The organism is Streptomyces bambusae (assembly GCF_020532645.1).
GTDB lineage: Bacteria > Actinomycetota > Actinomycetes > Streptomycetales > Streptomycetaceae > Streptomyces > Streptomyces bambusae.
In genome coordinates this window covers 12,869-28,434 of the sequence record NZ_JAJAUZ010000089.1, presented here as the reverse complement: position 1 = coordinate 28,434, position 15,566 = coordinate 12,869, and the positions used below count along the sequence as shown (strand labels likewise).

Here is a 15,566-nt window from a genome sequence, read left to right as displayed (position 1 = left end):
CTTCGAGGTTGAGGGCCTTGCCCTTGGTGCCCGCCCATTGCCCGTCGCACTGCCAGTTCAGCCAGCCGAGGTTCTGGACGTGAGCCTGGTAGCAGAGGTTCCCGTAGGTGGTGGGCGGGCCGGCGGCTCCTGCCGGTGACGCGGTGGCGGCGAGGACTCCGAGGGCGAGGGCGGCACCGGTGAGGGCCGAGCGTATGCGCTTCGCGGGCATGGACATCTCCTTGTGGCGTGAGGGACGGGCGAGGACGCCTTGCGGCAGAACGTACGTGCCGCAGATGCGTGTCCCGGCCGTCCCACGGTGTCCCACCGTCCCGCGGGCGTCCCGGGAAACCCGGCACCGGCTTTCACGCTTCGGCGCGCGGCGGACCCTACGGTTTGCGGGTGACCCAGAGCAGCTCCGCCGGTCGGCGGTGAGCCCAGTCGGGTGGGTCGCGCAGGGCGGGTGCGGCCCGCGGGACGGCCAGATGAGGGGGCGCCCAGCTCAGCCCGCCGCATACATGCCCCACAGCCGGGGCGCGGCTCCGATCTGTGGGTCGTGCGCATCCTGGTAGGCGCTGCTGATCCGGTTCCCGAGCCGCCGGTTGGCGGGGATGCCGTCCACGCGCCGACTCCAGCACCGCCTGCCCGGGGCGGTCAACACGAATCGGCACTGCTGCGTCCCTGACCCGCTGCCGGTCCCCGCCACCCCGGCTCAGGGCCGCGCCCCATCACCGCCTGGTGGCCGGCCAGACGGCCGCAGCCGCGGTGACGGCGAGCCCGACGTCGAGTGCGATCCGGCGCTCTCCGCCGGTCAGGCCGCCGACTGCCTCAGGCGAGGTCGGCGGCGGACTCGGTCGCGTAGTGGCGCCCATCGCTTCGGCACGGGCCTGCGGAGTCACCGGCCGGCCGCCGGCGAGCACCTTCTGAAGGTCCCGGACATCTTGCGGATCCACAGGAGGCGGATCATGTCGTCGTAGCCGTAGCGGCGGCGCCCGTCTCCGCCGCGCCCGGGCTCCGGCAGCAGACCGATCTGGTGGTGGTGACGGATGGCGCGCGGGTGGTTCCGGCGAAGGTGGCAGCATCGCCGACCTTGACCTCGCGGGGCGGCATGGCGGAGAGGGCGTACATGGCAGGAAGGCCTTTCGTGCTGTGGTGCCCTCGACACCACCACATGCCGCTACGGCATGTGCAACACACCCACCGCCCGCATCCCGGCGTGCCATCGGCACTGCCCCGGCCGGCGCTTGACCTCAACCTTGGTTGACATACGACAGTCATGTCATCGAAGAACGGCAAGACGAGGAGACTCCGATGACACAGCCCAGGATCCTGGTGACCGGCGCGACGGGAAAAGTCGGCGGCGCGGTGGTGGCCCGACTGCATGCGGCGGGCGTACCCGTGCGGGCGCTGGTGCGAGGTGAGGCGTACCTCCCGGAGGGCGTCCAGGCGGTACGCGGCGACCTCGGGGATCCCACGTCGCTGGCCACGGCTCTGGAAGGCATCGATTCGGTCTTCCTGCTGTGGCCGTTCCTGAGCGCCGAGGGCGCCTCGGACGTGATCGACACGATCGGGAAGCACGCTCGACGGGTGGTGTACCTGTCATCCGCCGGGGTGGGCAGCGCGAACGACAAGCCGGGGGAGGCGATCACCATGTTCCACACGGAGCTGGAGCGGCTGATCGAGGCTTCGGGCCTGGAGTGGACGGCGCTGCGGCCCACCGGGTTCGCGAGCAACACGCTGGGCTGGGCGGATCAGGTCCGCACCACCGGTGCGGTACGGGCGCCGCTGGCAAGGCTGGCCCGTCCGCTGATCCACGAAGCGGACATCGCCGCGGTCGCCGTCCAGGCGGTGACGACCGACGCCCTGCTCGGCGCCCGCCCCCTGATCACCGGCCCCGAACTGCTCACCCAGGAACAGCAGGTGGCCCTGATCGGCGAGGCGATCGGTCGACCGGTGCGGTTCGAGGAGATCGCATTGGACGAGGCCATGGAGCAGATGAAGGCCGCAGGCTACCCGGCAGAACTGGTGGAGGCCGTGTTCCCGGCCCAGGCCGACCTGCTCGAGAACCCGGAGCCGGTCAACGACGAAGTGCAGCGCATCACGGGCACCCCGGCCCGCTCCTTCCGGGAGTGGGCGGAGGAACACGCGCCGGACTTCCGCTGAAGGGCTCCGGCTTCAAGCCGGGCCAGCAGTTCGCGGCTGGTGAAATGACGGCGGCGACCGCGAAGGATCTGCGGGTGGGAGTGCGGCCGGTGGAGCCCCGGCGCCGTGCCTGGCGCGAGGGCGGAATGGAGACCCACCGCCCGAACCGGCTACGCGCTCCGGGTCGGGAGCCAGTCGTCGATGACCTCGGCGACAAGGGCGGCGCCGCGGCTGTTCTGATGGATGTGGTCGGTCGTGAGCACGAGACCCCGGCGCCGTGAGATCGTGTCGAGGCTGCGGCGCAGCAGGGTGCGCCGGACGACGACACCGACGCTCGCCGCGGGCGTCGGGTCCCGGTAGGGGATCGGCGGCGGGTCCGCCCGGCGTAGTTCCTCGATCTGGCGTTCGTGGAGCGGGAGGTAGGCCGCCTTGTTGGTGGTGGCGACCTCGGCGATCATACGGCTGTACGCCTGTGATGCCCGCGCCGCGGCTCCGTCGAGCTGTTGGCCGAGAACCGGGAGGGACAGCAGAGCGATCGTCGCGTCGGTCTCCGTTCGGAGCCGTTCGACGACGGCTCCCAGGCACTGCCGGAACCAGTCGGCCGACGGGCGCTCGGGGAGTTGCTTGCGCTTCATGGCCCGCTCGACGGGGTAGCCGGCGAGGCTCGCCCGGGCGTCGTTGGTCCCGATCAGCACGGTGATCACGTCGGGTGCGTCTGCGACGACGGCATCGAGGCGCCGTGAGAGGTTGTGGGCGAAGTCCCCGTTGACGCCGAAGCGTGCGAGCCGTACGTCGCCGGGAGGCCGGCGTCTTTCGAGAAGGTCCAGGTAGTCGACGCTGAGTTGCCCGCGGGTGAGGCTGTCGCCGAGGCACGCGACACGGGTCGTCACGGTGTGCGCGGGCCGGAGGTGCCGGCGTGCTCGGTCGGGCGGTCCTCGGCCCGGGGACGGTGGTCGGTGCCGAGGCCGGCGGTGATGGTCAGGATGGACGCCGGCCCTGCCATGTCGACCGCGTGCCATGTCCCGGCCGGATTGACGGTGGCCTCGCCCGGCCCGAGGACAATCCGATGGGGCACTCCGTCCACATCGCGGGTGACTGTCACCGACCCGCTGAGGCAGACGACCAGTTCGTCGCCGGCGGGGTGGCGCTCCCACTGGTCGTCGAAGCCGTCGCCGTCGAAGATCGTCACCATTCGGCCCTCGGCGCCGTCCGCCGCGACCGCGGCGCTGTAGGCCTGGAGCACCTCCGGGTCCCAGGCGAAGCCTTCGATGGGTTTCGCTCTCGACCCCAGCCCGAGGTGCACGGGGGTGGTTCGAAGGTCGATGGCGTTGGGTTCGCGATGGACGAGTCTCATGCCGACGATCGTCACAGGGCGGCAACAGGGTGGTCTTGAAGGAAAGGGAACAGACACCGACGCGATGGGCGGCCGGTCGGCGACTACCCGGTCCCGAGCAGGACTTCGCCGCGCCGCCATGCGGTCGGCGACCGGCCCGTGAACTCGCTCCACTCCCGGACGAGATGGGCCTGGTCGGCGTAGCCGGAGACGGTGGCCACATCGGCCCACGGAAGCGGGTCGTGCGTGGTGGCCAGTTCGTGCGCGTGCTCGAAGCGCAGAACCCGGGCGAAGGTCTTCGGCGACAGGCCCACCTCACCGCGAAACCGTTCGGTGAGGTACCGGCGGCTCCAGCCCAGATCTGCGGCGACCCTCCCGATCTGGACGCGGCCCCGCGCGGCCGAGAGGCGGCGCCAGGCCTCGGCCACCTCGGGGCGCACCCGGGACACGGGGTCGCCGCCGGCGTTGCGGCTGACGGCTCGCAGGAGCAACTCGTCCAGCGCGGCGAACCGCGCGGCCCATGTCGTCGCGGTGCGGAGCCGGTCGACCAGCTCGGCACCGAGCGCTCCCAATAGCTCGTCGAGTGGGACCAGCCGGTTGGCGAGATCAGCGGCGGGCATGCCGTAGACGGCCCGGGCCCCGAGCGGTGTCAGCGACACCTGCACGCCTTCCTGGCGTCCGTCGTGGTGTATCGCGACGGACCGGCGCATCAGACCGCCGGCCACGCTGCCGAACCGGGTGACCGGCGACCCGTCGTCGACGCCCGCCGCCACCTCCAAAGGCCCGGACAGACTGATCACCGCAGTGAGCAAGCGGCCCGGCGGACCGCAGTGCACCCCCGCCGGGAACCCACGAAGATCGAAACCGGCATACGAGCCGACGTACCGCCGCAAGGCGGGCGCAGGACGTGCGTAGTTCCTGATGGCCTCATGGACTTCCACCCTCGCAGTGTACGAACGGCGTTGCCTGTCGGGAGGGGGTGTCGGTACGGGTGTGCGGCGTCGGCGGGTGCTGGCTGGTGCGCGTCGCGTTGAGCCGGTACGGGGCTGTGCTGGCATCGCGGCGGGGTCCGTGGGAGACGGCCGCCGCTGCCGGTCGGCGGTCACTGAGATTGCCTGCAGGGCAGGAGGGTTGAGACTGCCGTGAGACTGCGGCAGCCCGTCCGGTCGGTAGCGTCATGCCCGCCGGATCCGGACAGGGAGCGCCCCTTCCGGACGGCATTTGTCAGGTACGCCTCATGTGCGCCCGCCCCTGGAAGGAACCGACGATGAAGTTGGCCCGCACGCTCGCAGCGGCCCTCATGGCCGTGATCGCGGCCTTGCTCGTGATGCCCACAGCCGCCACGGCCGCCACAGCAGCCACCTTGCCCACCACGGACAAGTACTTCACCGGCGACGGCTGGGGACCGTACAACCTCGTCCAGCAGATAGCCGTCAACTCGGCCTACGCGCGGGCCGCGGCGGAGGGGTACCCGTCCTCTCTGTGCCACATCACCCTGGGGCCCACGGTGCCTGTCTCGCAGGGCGGCGAAACGTACCAGTCCCTCGTGAAGATTCACTGCTTCCCGCCGCCGCCCGCGGGCTCCGGCCCGATCGTCGCCGTGCCCAACGGCAAGTGCGTGGACGTCAAGGACAGCAGCACCGAAGACGGCGCCATCGTCCAGCTCTACAACTGCCACGGCGGCAACAACCAGATGTGGGTCCTGGCGCCCGACAAGACCATCCGCTCCCTGGGCCGCTGCCTGGACGTCCAGTACGCCAAGACGGACAACGGCTCGCGCCTCGGCCTGAACTCCTGCCACGGCGCCGCCAACCAGCAGTTCGAGCTGCTGGCCGGAGGCAAGCTGCGCAGCGTCCACTCCGGCAAGTGCGTCGACGTGGCCAGCACCCTCTTCAGCACCCGCCTCGTCATCTGGGACTGCTCCGACGCCCGTCCGTACCAGAACTGGCGCGGCTCGGCCCTCGGCCTCTGAACCCACGGACACCCGTGAGAACGGCCCCCGGTCCCCGCCGGGGGCCGTGCCTCTGTGCCGGCTGGCCGCCAGACAACCGTGATGCGCTCGTGCAGATGCGCAGATGCCCTGCCGGACGAGGCCGCCGCCGGCGGTGTTGCTGATCTCAGCTGGTCACCGGTCTGCACCTGGCGAGGAGGACGGCGGCGAGCAGGGCCAGGCCCTGGTTGAGTCTGCGGAAGTACGTGGCCCGGCTCAGGTGCAGCCGGTTCGCGATGAACTCGTGCCCGCCGCGCCGCTCCACGTAGTAGTGCGACAGGATGCGCCCGGCTTCCGCCTCCGTCGCGACCGTGCTCTTCAGCAGGTGCTGCACGCCGTACTCGAGGAGTTCGCGCAGTGCGGCCGGGTCCCCGGCCACGGGCAGCAGCGGGCTCCGGGCGAGCAGCTGCGGGCGGTGCAGAGCGTCCAGCGCCTCACGGATGCGGCCGCTGAGCCAGGCCGAGTCGTCGGGCAGCACCGGGGCCGCAGACGGAAGCCTGAGCCGCTCCAGCCAGGGCGGCACCCCGCCTTCGCCCGCGAAGTCCTGTGAGTACACCCGGCAGGCGGAACCCCCGCCGTACACGTCGTGACGGAGCTGCCCGTGCACGCGGACCCCCACGTGCTCGTAGAGCGCCTGGTACTCGGGGGACGGCGTCGAGGTGACCAGCCGGCCCAGGCCGACGGCGGCGGACAGCAGGTGCCGGAAGAGCGCCGACCGGGCCGCCTCCTGCCGCTCCTCGTACACCGCGAGTCCGATGAAGAGACCACCGCCGGACGCGGCGTCCGTGTGCTGCTGGAGCAGCGGTTCGAGGACCGCCACGGTCGGGTCGTGAAGCGGCGCGGTGCTGCTGAGTCCGACCGGTCGGTCCTCCCGGTCACACACGACGTACACGCCTTCGGGCACGGCGTGCAGCACCGGGCCGAGCAGCCGCTCGGAGCGCCGGACGTCCATGCCACCGCGCTCCGCCCACACACGCACCAGCCGGCCGATGTCGGACGCATCGTCGGCTCGGGCCAGACGGACGTGCACCGGCGCCGTCACCGGGCTGAACAACCGTCGCACCGGCCCGTCCAACGATGCGAACAGCGATCCGGCCATCCGGCTGCCGCGAGCGGCGCCACTGTGCTCGGCGGGTATCAGCCTCGTGTGGTGCGCGGCGGCCAGTGTCCGCGCCGAGCGGTAGGCCACGGGGGTGCGCCAGCGCAGGGCCTGGTCGAAGACGGTGCGAAACGGCTCGGCCACGGCCAGTCCGAGCGCGTCCGGGACGACCACGCTGCACGCGCGAAGACGGTCGAACACCGCTACGTCTTCGCCGAGTTGGACGAGCAGCTCCGCGTCGCACTGCCCCACGGCAGCGACCAGCAGCAGCGCCCGCTCGATCCCGGCCGCCTCGTCCCCGAGCCGCTCGCACACCTCGCGCGACGCAGCGTCGGCTGCGGCGTCGAGAGCGCCCGGCACGCCGCCCGGCCCAGCGTGCAGGGCCCGGCAGAGAGCCGAGGCGAGCAGTACGTTGCCGCCCGCGAGCCGCAGCACGCCGTCCCGCAGGTGCGGATGAGTGACCCCGAACCCGTCGGCCAAGAGACCGATCTCTTCATCCGTCCACGGCCCGGCTTCGACGGGTATCACCTCGACCCCCGGCCGCCACGTGCGGTACGAAGGCAGCGGACGACGGCTGGCCACGACGACCGGCCCTGCGGCCGGGAGCGCGAGCCGCGCCAGATCGTCCTCGCTGCGGACGTCGTCCACCACGGCCACAGCAGTGCCGAGTTCGGCGAGAATCGCCGACTTCCCGCTGCCGACAGGACCACTCAGGTTGATCACTACGGGCCTGTTCGCCACGGCACGTAACACTTCCATCGCAGCTGTCCGGCCCATGGCCTTCGTGATCACGCGATGGCCTGCGCAAAGGGCGTCTGTCTGCATCGGTCAAAGCGGAACGGGATGCACACGGTGCGGTGACCCTCCTCTGTTGAGGTTCGGCCCCGGCCGACCGACGCGGCCGGGTGTGGCCTTGACCCTGAGATCATCGCAGTCCGGGAGGCCCCGGCCCTGCCCGGGTGTGGCGCTGACGGGCAAGTCCCTCACGCGCGGTTGTCTGTACAGCCGCCGCAGGCCGGTGTCTACAGCCCGATGCCCTCGGTGGGGGCGTCCTCCCACTTCTCGCCGTCGTCGACGTACCCACCAGAACACCGCGGACTTGGCCGACGAGCCGCCCTGCGCGCGGAGCTTCTCGGCGCGCTTGCCTTTCCTGCGGCCGGTGGTGACGACGCCGCGGCGTCCGGAGTGGCCGGTGATGCGGGCTTCCAGGCCGGCCTGCTCGGCGGCCCGGGTCATGGCCCGGCCGCAGGAGTCCGGGGCGAGCCGGACGGTGCCCAGGTGCCCCCACTGGTCCACGGGCAGGAAGGCGGGGCCGCCGGGTGCGGCACCGGCGGTGAGCAGGGTCTGCTGCCAGGCGAGCCAGCAGCGGACCGGGCAGGTGTCGGGGTGTTCGCCGTAGGCGACGGCGACGTCGCGGGGCGGGCGGCCCTTGACGCCGGGGACGTGCACCTCCAGGCCCTCGGAGACGAGCTTGATGCACGGGTCGTCGAGGGCGCTCATCTCCTCGTTGCGGCCGGCGATGGCGAACCGGAGCGTGTTGAGCGACCGGTCCCGGAGCCGGGCCGGCTCGGGGACAACGCGCGTGCGCCGCCGTCAAGCGCCCGGCTTCGGGGCCCTGGTGCGGTCGGCGGTGTTCATCTTGTGGAGGTCCACCGGGATGATGGGTACGGCCTTGCCCCGGCCGCGAGCCATCCGCTTCGGGTCGTTCTTGTACTTCTTGACCAGCTGCCGGGCCGCGAGGGTGGCCTCCTTGGGCACAGTGGCGCCCAGGCCCCGGGCGGTGACCGTGACGCCAGTGATACGGCGGTCGATCGAGTTCGGCGCGGCCTCCTTCACCTCGTCCAGCCACACCGTGAAGCCCACCATCGTGCCCTTGGTGACGGCGGTCAGCGACAGCAGCGTGCCGGTGCGCTCGGCGAGCCAGCCGTGGAACTCCTGCCAGAGCTTCCAGTCGCCGGCGTACGACGCGGTGGTCTTCTTCTGCCGGGACGCTGCAATGTGCTGTTCGGCACCTTGATCCAGCGCGGCGAGCACCGCGGCGGCCGTGTCGTGGACGACCAGCCGTGTGCCGGCAGGCTGCTCCTGGTCGTGGACCGGCTCGGCGTCGAGGATGCCCGAGTCCCGTCTCTCGGTGGGGCTCTTTGCGCGGTAGACCTCGCTGACCAGCGAGGAGGTCATCTGCCTTCCTCTTGTCGCGCTTCGTCGTCGGCCGCAGGGAGGGCCTCGTGCGTGGGGGCCGGCTCCTTGAGGAGCGGGTCGGGCGCCTGCTTGAGGACGGCCGCGCACCGGAAGCAGAGACCGATTTCGGTGTGTGGAGAGGCGGCGGTCGTGACGCCGAGAACGAGAGTGGTGCCGAGGCCGCCCGTCTGTGACGGCGACGGATAGTCACACGCCGGACAACTCTTGAGCTGAGCGTTGTCCTCTCCTGCGACGCCGAGCACGTACAACACGGCCAAGACCTCGGCGCCCGCCCAGTCCGCATGGCAGAAGAGGCAGCGCAGCGGTTCCTCGATGGCCACGGCGTACTCGCGGCAGGCCGGGCACTGGACCGTGACGTCCTCACGGCCCTGCAGGGTGCGCGCCACGCTGCGCATGCGTTTGGCGACGAGTGAGTCGATGCGGCCCAGGCGCTCCCGGATGAGGTGCATGGTCTGGTGGTACTCCTCGCCGAACTGGCTGCCGGCCGTGTCGTAGAGGTGCTCGGCGATGAAGTCCAGGAGGAAGTTCAGCACTTTTGTCGCCTGTGACTCGACGGCGTAGGCGGAATCGGAGTGCTCGTAGTGGGTGAACGCGTTGCGCGTCTGCGACAGCTTGGTGATGGCCGACCGGTTCGTCTCACCGATGTCGATGCCGACGATGTTCTTCAGCCGGTCGATCGTCGCCTCAAGTGTCGCGCTGGAGAAGTCGCCGGTGTCGAACCGCTTGCGTGTCGCGACTGCGGGCTCCTTGAACACCAGGCTCCAGTGCTCCCGCACGAGCCGGGCCTTGAGCAGGACCTCCGTTGCGGAATGGAGGTGGAGAACCGTGTACTTCAGGGAGCGCTCACCCGGCAGGTCCTCCTGCGTCAGGTGGTCGACTGCGCTCAGGAGGTAGTCCATCCCGTTGCGTACGGGTCTGAATTCGATGTCCGGGTCCGCGCGCTGGCGTCGTTCTCGGACGCGACTCGGGACCGAGGTGGTGCCGCTGTGCTCGGTCATCGTCCCACCGGCCGCAGCGGGTGAAGGTTGATCAATCTCGACTCACTCGTCTCGGGCGCCAGAGCGTGACCCATCGTCATGTCCGGTTTGTCGGTGCGGATATGGCATCTTATCCAGAGTGATAGTCATCACAGGATAGATCTTCAGATTGTTTGACACTTCGCCTCTGAGCCGGGCCCGAGGGATGGAGGCTCGAACCTGAAGCTGAGGAGTCACGTACATGCGCCACCGCCAGGCCCCCGCCACGTTCCGCAGTCGCTTGCGACGGATGAACCCCAGACTGCCCACGCCCGTCAACGGCACGTTCAGCCGCTGCTTTCTGATTCTCGGGGCGAAGGCCGTCCGTGAGGAGCCGCGGTACGTGCCGAGTGCCCCGCGGCGCCCGGCTCGTTGGGGAGCGAAGCAGAAGCGAAACTGGCCCACGACCGTCGCATCCCCCGTCACCGAACTGCGTCGTGTCGAGGCGACGGCGGCTGCCCTGGTCAGCGCCGATCAGGTGGAGCTGATTCTCCGCGTGGCGAGGCCCCAGCAGGGCCGACTCGGCTTCTACGAGGTCACTCTCCTGGGCCGGCTCTTCATGTTCATCGGCCGAGTTGCCGCGCTCGCCCCGGACGCGCGTGACCGCGCGGAGGCGCGCGGGGTCGTGGAAGCGGCGCTGGGCGCGCGACAGTCCATCCTGCGCAGCACGACGCCGGACGGCTGGAAGAAGGAGGTAGCCCTTTTTGCCCGCCGGCATCTCGGGCTCAGCCGTCTCGACGAGGAGTGGCTGGAAGCGGTATCGATGGCCCTGCTCGGAAAATGGGCCGACTCCCTCTCCGATCCGGCTCCCGACGACGTAGGGCTACTCAACCAGCTCCGGCAGGAGGCACGCGCGGTCCACCGGCAGCTCATGCCGTTGTGGGAGCGCAAAAGCGGACCCGGGCGAGTGTGGATGCTCGACTACCTCATGCCCTCCGGTGACGATCTCCACGACAGCGTGAGCACCGGATACCGGGTCGAGGACGAGATCTTGCCCTGGGAGCCCGAGCGCAAGGACGCGCTGGCCGTGTTCAACCAGCTCAAGTCCGACGAACAGCATGTCGCTCGTGCCTACGCACTCGGTGCGGGCACTTGGGCCGAGGCCGCCCACGAGGCCCGCCTGCCGGAGCCGACCGGCCGGCGCGTGATGCGCAAGCTCCACCGGCTCGGCGCCCGCCAGATCGAGCGCACCGCCGCGGCGGTGACCCGATGACCGAAATCCTCTACGCCGCGCTGCCCGAGTTCCTCGGCGGTCTTGCCACCGCCCTCGCCCTGCTCTCCGGCGGAGCGCTCTGGCGCGCCTTCCGCAGGGGGTCTTCGAAGAGCGAGTGATCGCACCCGATCTGACGTCGCTCCGGAGACCGGCGTGTTATCCGGAGTGACGGTCAATCACGTGGGCGCATGCGAGATGCCTTGTCGCTTCGGGGCGTTCCGGCGGCCTGAGAGTGCGGACCCTGTACTCACTCTTCGAAGGACAGACCGTGACGACCGATCGCTCGGCATACGCCGCTGAGGCTTCCTCGACCGTTCCGCCCACCGCCGGCGCGGCCGGCGGAACGCCGCCCGGAACGGCAGAGCCCTTCGCCTGCAATGAGCCCGTGACCAAGGCTCTCAGCTTCCTCCGCAGGGTGAAGACCCTCGAAGCGCCGGAACCCTACGACACCGCGGCAACGGCCCCGGTGGCGCGCTACGCCGTACTACGCGGCGATCAAGACAGGGCGCATACCGCAGCACGGTCACCTGCGACAGCGACGTGTTGGAGCCAGGTGTGAGCTACACGGTCGAAGTCACCGTGGACCTTTCATTCACTGCTCCGTGCACGGTCACGAACGTCGCCAGCGTGTTTGACCTCGGTGTCCCCGGCGGCGACAGCGTGGAGGACCGGACCAACATCCCCGGCCCTGACTGCCCCACGACCGACGGGAGCGGGGGCGGCACATTGATCCTCCCCGTCGGCCTCAGCGGACTGGTGTCCTTACAACACCACGCTCAACAAGTTCAACAGCCCCGGCTCCACCATCAACAACAGCAGCCAGATCTCCGGGACGAACGCGACGCCCTGAGTGAGGGCCGCTCGTGCGACGACGGTCCCTATTTGATCAGGCCGCCCAGGCCGGATGCGCCGGGGTGGGCGGCCTGGGCCGGGTCCATCCCGGAGACGAGGCCGGTGACCTGGCGCTTCGCATCGAGGACCGTCGGGGTGAGGAAGCGCAGTGACAGGAGGTTGTCGAGGCTGAGGGGTCCCGTCAGGAGGTTCGCCCCGTGACGCGCGGCGCCCGGGGCGGCCTGGGCGGCGGGAGCGGAGACGAGGCAGAGGGCTACGGTCAGGGCTGCGCCCGCCGCGGCGCGGGCGAGAGTGTTGTGCATCATGGAAATTCCAACGGCGCCGGGGCTGACGGGTGGTGGGTCACGGGCCCCACGGAGCCGCCCTTTCACCCGAGCAGCCCTCACGAGCGCACTACGGTGCCCCGCTTTCAGAGCAGCCGGAGGAGGCTCGCGGTCCAGGCCTCGGGCACGCTCATCGGTCAGCAAGTGGGCCACCCGGGCGCGAGTCTCCCCACTGCACCCCGCGGCAACCGACGATGCCGACACGATGCCAAGGGCACTCACTCTCTCGGGACAGCGGGAGTCGGCCGGGTCCGCCCCGGGGTCTACCCTGTGTCCGGGCCGCCGATGACCAGCGGCTCGTCGGCCTTCTGACAGCCGTACCCGGCCTCGCCGGCGGCCTTCGGTCCGCAGGAGCAGGCGCTGCTGTGCTGTCCGTACCACCAGGTCCCGACGGCCGGCACGGCCAGCACCACGGCGACGGCCGACAGCCACCCGGCCCCTGCCCCGGCACCCGCGCCGACGACACCGGCCCCGATCAGGACGCCACGCAGGCCATGGCGTCCAAGCCCCAGGACCTTCGGGGTGCGGGTCAGGGGCAGGGTCCGGCGTGACGGTTCTTCTCGGCGAGGTCGGTGAAGGGGATGGGGCAACAGGCACTTCCGGCACACACGGTCAGGTCGTCGCACCCGGCTTCGAGGGCCGCGGCCAGCGCGCTGCGGATGGTGGTGAGGTCGGCGATCTTCGCGTCGACCTCGGCGAGCTTTGCCGCGGCGCGATCCTGGAGACGGACGAACGTCGGCTATTGACGGGCTGCGGACACGGCGTCGGCGGTCGTGAGGAGGCCGGCGCGGAGGTTCTTGACCGGGTTGGACAGGGGGTAACCCTTGCTCTCCAGCTTCTTGATCTCGGCGGCCGTCGTGCGCAGGCACTCCTCGCGCGGGTACTGTCCCAACGGCAGCAAGGTGAGGTCCATGGGGTACAGGGCGGCCGTGGCCGGGGTCGAGGCCACGGTGAGGGGGCCGACCTCGAAGACGCTGCCGTTGTCCTCCACGAGGAACACCTCCAGGGCGAACACGTCACCGACCTGCTTCTTGTCGTCGCGTCCGGTGGCGTTGCCGGTGCCGAGCGTCAGGTGGAAGGCTTCGGCCTTCTTGGGTTCGAAGTTGTGGCCGTGCGGGACCGCGACGCGGGCCGTATGCCCGACGTCCGGGATATCGATCGCGTAGTCCGCGGTGAAGACCGTCCCGCCTCCCGAACCACCCTCGCAGGCGGTGATCGAGACCTGGCCCTTGTTCCGGACTCCGATTTCCTTGAAGGTGCGCAGGGAAGTGGTGTCGTTCTTGAGACCCACCGACAGGATGGTGGCCTCGATGGTCGTGTGGGTGGTGGCCGCTGAGCCCGCCTCGGCCTTCTCGGTGGCGGGGACGTCCTTCGTGGAGTCCGCGGACAGTTCGAGGACGGAGAAGGCGCCGGGTTCGTCCTCGGTGAGGACGTCGTGCGCGAGGCTGACCGCAGCGACGACCAGGCTGGCGACGGTCACCCAGGCGAGTACGCGGCCGCCCTGCCAGGCCCGGACCGCCGAGAGCGACCTGCGCAAGCGGCCCGGCGGACCGGCTGGAGGCGTGGGGGCGGGAGGCCCCTCGGCAGCCGGCGTCGCCTCCGGGCCCGACGTGCCTCCTGGGACGGGCGTTGCCCCCGGGCCCGGTGTGGCTCCGGTCGCGGGCTGTGCGCCTCCCGCGGGCTGTGCGCCTCCCGCGGTGCCGCCGCCGCTCGGGGGCGCGCTCGACCCGCCCGTTGCCGGTGTGCTCATGTGCCGAGTCCTTCCTGCACTGCCCTGCACTGCCCTTTCCTGCCCTTGTCCGCTGCCGGAAGCCTGCCCGGCGTCGGGCCCCTAGTCGAGGGCCCCGCCCTGGTGGTTCCTTTGCTCCAGCTCCCGGCAGACCGGCCGGTACGGCACCTTCGAGCCGGCCCAGCGCGACCACTCGTCCTTCTCCGGCACGATCGGCGCCTGCCCGCACAGCCGGGCGAGTTCGTCGTCCAGCCGCTCCCGGGATGGGCTGAGCTCGCGCGCGGACGAGTTGAAGTTCCACATCGCGACGCGTCCGTCGTCGAGTGCCAGGGCACCTACGGGCGCGTCGTCGAAGTAGTCGTCGGTCCAGGCCGTCACCGCGGTGATGCGCCGCCCCGGTGGGGCCACGGGATACAGCGTCTGGATGATCGCGGGCTCCGGTTCGCGGATCCTGGACCGGACGACGGCTCGGGTGGGATCGTCGCGGTGCACGGCGACGACGGAGTGGTTTCCCACCAGCGCGGCCATGGCGATGCCGCCCCCGCTCTCGGCGGGCTCCGCTTCGTCCAGGGTTTCGTCGTCGCCGGCCCCGTCGCCGCCGACGGCGGGCGGAGGTCCGGTCACGGGGATGTTGTCGAGGATCTCCTGCTCCAGGCCGACGTCCCCGGTGGCCTCGCGGACCGTCTTCAGCAGGAGCAGCCGAGTACCCTCGGGCCCGGTCAGTGGGGTCTGGTGGGCGTACGACTGTCCCCCGAACACGTGCGGGCGCCGGTCAGCATCTGCAACCCCCGTGGACAGTGCGTAGGATCTGCCCTCCTTGCGGCTCCCGACGTACCACAGGCGAAGTCGGACGCCGTCCCCCACCCCGGCCAGGATGTCCCTCGTCGAGTGGGGGTGCCGGATCGGGGCGAGGTCGGTCACACTGCCCGCCGGGCCCGCCGGGAGGGTGCCGGTGGTGCTCCAGGAACGGGTGTCCTTCAGAGTGATGCCCGCGCCGTTGCCGTATGCGAGGACGGACCGGCTCCCTGAAGGGATCACGGCCAGACCGGAGTTGCCGTCCGCCGGGACGGTGTCGGTGACGACCCTGAGCCCGCCCGTCAGCTCCCACACCCCCACCTCCCCAGCCGTCGTGCGCGCCGCCACCATCCCGTTGCTCACGGCCAGCCGCTGCACGGGTGCCCCCAGGCGTTCGTGCAGCCGGCGGCGTCCGCTGTAGGTGTCCCACACGGTGACGGCACCGGCTGTGGAGCCGCCTGCCACGATCCGTCCGGCGACGGCCGTGCCGAGCACGGTGTACGTTCCGTCGCCGTGTTCCCCCGTCAGGTACTGGGCGAGGTAGGGCCGCGTCAGACGGTCGAGGGCCCGCACCACGGTGGGGCCGTGTCCGAGTCCGGCCGCCTCGATCGCCAGGGAGGTGGCCGCCCGCGGGTCGCTGCCGGCCAGGCGCAGGGCCTCCTCGGCCATGCGGTCGGCGTCCCGCGGCCGTGCCTCCAGCGGGCCCGAGACCCGTTCGGACGGTGACCCCGCCTTCGCGTCGTCCCGGGCGCCGGAGCAGCCGGGCACGGCGACGGCCAGAGCGCACACCAGCAGGACCGCCACACAGGCACGTCCGCCTAACCGACCGATTTCCACCACGCCCCCCCGGCTCGCTGCCATCATGGCGGACCGCCCGCCCCGGCGTCCCGTGATCC

15 protein-coding genes and 2 pseudogenes are annotated in these 15,566 nt (G+C 71.0%); 4 read left to right on the top strand and 13 right to left on the bottom strand.

All coding sequences use genetic code 11. The features are described from left to right. Positions 1–211, bottom strand: a pseudogene (locus LG634_RS34740) (hypothetical protein); the annotation flags it as partial. A 702-nt stretch (positions 212–913) separates the two neighbouring features. Continuing rightward, positions 914–1,107: pseudogene (locus LG634_RS34735) on the bottom strand (MerR family transcriptional regulator); the annotation flags it as partial. Positions 1,108–1,290: 183 nt separating this feature from the next. Here LG634_RS34735 and LG634_RS34730 point away from each other — a divergent pair. Beyond that, complete coding sequence (locus tag LG634_RS34730) at positions 1,291–2,142, top strand: NAD(P)H-binding protein (protein ID WP_226740056.1); 852 nt, start codon at positions 1,291–1,293, stop codon at positions 2,140–2,142. Between the two features lie 149 nt (positions 2,143–2,291). On the opposite strand, the gene LG634_RS34725 is transcribed toward LG634_RS34730, so the two are convergent. The 3 genes from LG634_RS34725 to LG634_RS34715 form a co-directional block, all read right to left on the bottom strand. Next, positions 2,292–3,011 (bottom strand): SGNH/GDSL hydrolase family protein, encoded by a 720-nt coding sequence (locus LG634_RS34725; RefSeq protein ID WP_226740054.1) that lies wholly within the window; start codon positions 3,009–3,011, stop codon positions 2,292–2,294. Continuing rightward, on the bottom strand, positions 3,008–3,475 hold the full coding sequence (locus LG634_RS34720) for a cupin domain-containing protein (RefSeq protein ID WP_226740052.1): 468 nt from the start codon (positions 3,473–3,475) through the stop codon (positions 3,008–3,010). The genes LG634_RS34725 and LG634_RS34720 overlap by 4 nt, the downstream gene beginning before the upstream one ends. Before the next feature lie 83 nt (positions 3,476–3,558). Next, complete coding sequence (locus LG634_RS34715; RefSeq protein WP_226740051.1) at positions 3,559–4,395, bottom strand: helix-turn-helix domain-containing protein; 837 nt, start codon at positions 4,393–4,395, stop codon at positions 3,559–3,561. A gap of 326 nt (positions 4,396–4,721) precedes the next feature. Between LG634_RS34715 and LG634_RS34710 the strand changes: the two genes are divergently transcribed. Continuing rightward, the gene (locus LG634_RS34710; RefSeq protein ID WP_226740049.1) at positions 4,722–5,426 is read left to right on the top strand and encodes a ricin-type beta-trefoil lectin domain protein; all 705 of its coding nucleotides are present in this window, start codon (positions 4,722–4,724) and stop codon (positions 5,424–5,426) included. Positions 5,427–5,571: 145 nt separating this feature from the next. Here LG634_RS34710 and LG634_RS34705 read toward each other — a convergent pair whose 3' ends face one another. The 4 genes from LG634_RS34705 to LG634_RS34690 all read right to left on the bottom strand — a co-directional run bounded on the left by LG634_RS34705 (position 5,572) and on the right by LG634_RS34690 (position 9,740). Beyond that, entirely contained in the window at positions 5,572–7,266 is a 1,695-nt protein-coding gene (locus LG634_RS34705) for a hypothetical protein (RefSeq protein WP_226740047.1), read from the bottom strand. A 105-nt stretch (positions 7,267–7,371) separates the two neighbouring features. Continuing rightward, complete coding sequence (locus LG634_RS34700) at positions 7,372–8,043, bottom strand: site-specific integrase (RefSeq protein ID WP_226740045.1); 672 nt, start codon at positions 8,041–8,043, stop codon at positions 7,372–7,374. Positions 8,044–8,136: 93 nt separating this feature from the next. Continuing rightward, a complete protein-coding gene (locus LG634_RS34695; protein WP_226740043.1) occupies positions 8,137–8,721 on the bottom strand; it encodes a hypothetical protein in 585 nt (194 codons plus the stop codon). Then, positions 8,718–9,740, bottom strand: coding sequence for a hypothetical protein (locus LG634_RS34690; RefSeq protein WP_226740041.1), 1,023 nt, complete (start codon positions 9,738–9,740; stop codon positions 8,718–8,720). The genes LG634_RS34695 and LG634_RS34690 overlap by 4 nt, the downstream gene beginning before the upstream one ends. Before the next feature lie 220 nt (positions 9,741–9,960). On the opposite strand from LG634_RS34690, the gene LG634_RS34685 reads away from it, so the two are divergent. Together LG634_RS34685 and LG634_RS38100 are read left to right on the top strand one after the other, a co-directional pair. Further along, positions 9,961–10,971, top strand: coding sequence for a hypothetical protein (locus tag LG634_RS34685; protein ID WP_226740039.1), 1,011 nt, complete (start codon positions 9,961–9,963; stop codon positions 10,969–10,971). After that, entirely contained in the window at positions 10,968–11,090 is a 123-nt protein-coding gene (locus tag LG634_RS38100) for a hypothetical protein (RefSeq protein WP_264203986.1), read from the top strand. Before LG634_RS34685 ends, LG634_RS38100 begins: the two co-directional genes overlap by 4 nt. 759 nt (positions 11,091–11,849) lie before the next feature. On the opposite strand, the gene LG634_RS34680 is transcribed toward LG634_RS38100, so the two are convergent. The 4 genes from LG634_RS34680 to LG634_RS34665 all read right to left on the bottom strand — a co-directional run bounded on the left by LG634_RS34680 (position 11,850) and on the right by LG634_RS34665 (position 15,474). Then, a complete protein-coding gene (locus LG634_RS34680) occupies positions 11,850–12,128 on the bottom strand; it encodes a hypothetical protein (protein ID WP_226740038.1) in 279 nt (92 codons plus the stop codon). A gap of 281 nt (positions 12,129–12,409) precedes the next feature. Next, the gene (locus tag LG634_RS34675) at positions 12,410–12,547 is read right to left on the bottom strand and encodes a hypothetical protein (protein ID WP_226740036.1); all 138 of its coding nucleotides are present in this window, start codon (positions 12,545–12,547) and stop codon (positions 12,410–12,412) included. Positions 12,548–12,885: 338 nt separating this feature from the next. Next, the gene (locus LG634_RS34670) at positions 12,886–13,683 is read right to left on the bottom strand and encodes a hypothetical protein (RefSeq protein WP_226740034.1); all 798 of its coding nucleotides are present in this window, start codon (positions 13,681–13,683) and stop codon (positions 12,886–12,888) included. 294 nt (positions 13,684–13,977) lie between these two features. Beyond that, positions 13,978–15,474, bottom strand: coding sequence for a WD40 repeat domain-containing protein (locus LG634_RS34665; RefSeq protein WP_226740032.1), 1,497 nt, complete (start codon positions 15,472–15,474; stop codon positions 13,978–13,980). Between the last annotated feature and the right edge of the window lie 92 nt (positions 15,475–15,566).

What these genes read in the sequence shown, in the direction of transcription:
- LG634_RS34700 (WP_226740045.1), bottom strand. Translation starts at nt 8,043, where the DNA reads ATGAGCGCCCTCGACGACCCGTGCATCAAGCTCGTCTCCGAGGGCCTG.
- LG634_RS34680 (WP_226740038.1), bottom strand. Translation starts at nt 12,128, where the DNA reads ATGATGCACAACACTCTCGCCCGCGCCGCGGCGGGCGCAGCCCTGACC.
- LG634_RS34730 (WP_226740056.1), top strand. Translation starts at nt 1,291, where the DNA reads ATGACACAGCCCAGGATCCTGGTGACCGGCGCGACGGGAAAAGTCGGC.
- LG634_RS34690 (WP_226740041.1), bottom strand. Translation starts at nt 9,740, where the DNA reads ATGACCGAGCACAGCGGCACCACCTCGGTCCCGAGTCGCGTCCGAGAA.
- LG634_RS38100 (WP_264203986.1), top strand. Translation starts at nt 10,968, where the DNA reads ATGACCGAAATCCTCTACGCCGCGCTGCCCGAGTTCCTCGGCGGTCTT.
- LG634_RS34710 (WP_226740049.1), top strand. Translation starts at nt 4,722, where the DNA reads ATGAAGTTGGCCCGCACGCTCGCAGCGGCCCTCATGGCCGTGATCGCG.
- LG634_RS34720 (WP_226740052.1), bottom strand. Translation starts at nt 3,475, where the DNA reads ATGAGACTCGTCCATCGCGAACCCAACGCCATCGACCTTCGAACCACC.
- LG634_RS34695 (WP_226740043.1), bottom strand. Translation starts at nt 8,721, where the DNA reads ATGACCTCCTCGCTGGTCAGCGAGGTCTACCGCGCAAAGAGCCCCACC.
- LG634_RS34685 (WP_226740039.1), top strand. Translation starts at nt 9,961, where the DNA reads ATGCGCCACCGCCAGGCCCCCGCCACGTTCCGCAGTCGCTTGCGACGG.